The sequence below is a fragment of the Paenibacillus tepidiphilus genome (assembly GCF_008635795.1).
Classification (GTDB): Bacteria; Bacillota; Bacilli; order Paenibacillales; family Paenibacillaceae; genus Paenibacillus_AQ; species Paenibacillus_AQ tepidiphilus.
Genome location: NZ_VWRQ01000089.1, coordinates 1 through 516 on the forward strand (window position 1 = coordinate 1; position 516 = coordinate 516).

At 55.8% G+C, this 516-nt stretch carries 1 rRNA gene; it reads right to left on the reverse strand.

From position 1 onward, the window contains the following. Positions 1-516, reverse strand: a 23S ribosomal RNA gene (locus F1379_RS29635); the annotation flags it as partial.

A 516-nucleotide genomic window follows, 5' to 3' on the forward strand; every position in this document is an offset into this window, starting at 1 on the left:
CGACTACGCCTTTCGGCCTCGCCTTAGGGGTCGACTCACCCTGCCCCGATTAACGTTGGACAGGAACCCTTGGTCTTCCGGCGAGCGGGCTTTTCACCCGCTTTATCGTTACTTATGTCAGCATTCGCACTTCTGATACCTCCAGCATGCCTCACAGCACACCTTCGCAGGCTTACAGAACGCTCCCCTACCCAACAACGCATAAGCGTCGCTGCCGCAGCTTCGGTGCATGGTTTAGCCCCGTTACATCTTCCGCGCAGGCCGACTCGACCAGTGAGCTATTACGCTTTCTTTAAATGATGGCTGCTTCTAAGCCAACATCCTGGCTGTCTGGGCCTTCCCACATCGTTTCCCACTTAACCATGACTTTGGGACCTTAGCTGGCGGTCTGGGTTGTTTCCCTCTTCACGACGGACGTTAGCACCCGCCGTGTGTCTCCCGTGATAACATTCTCCGGTATTCGCAGTTTGCATCGGGTTGGTAAGTCGGGATGACCCCCTTGCCGAAACAGTGCTC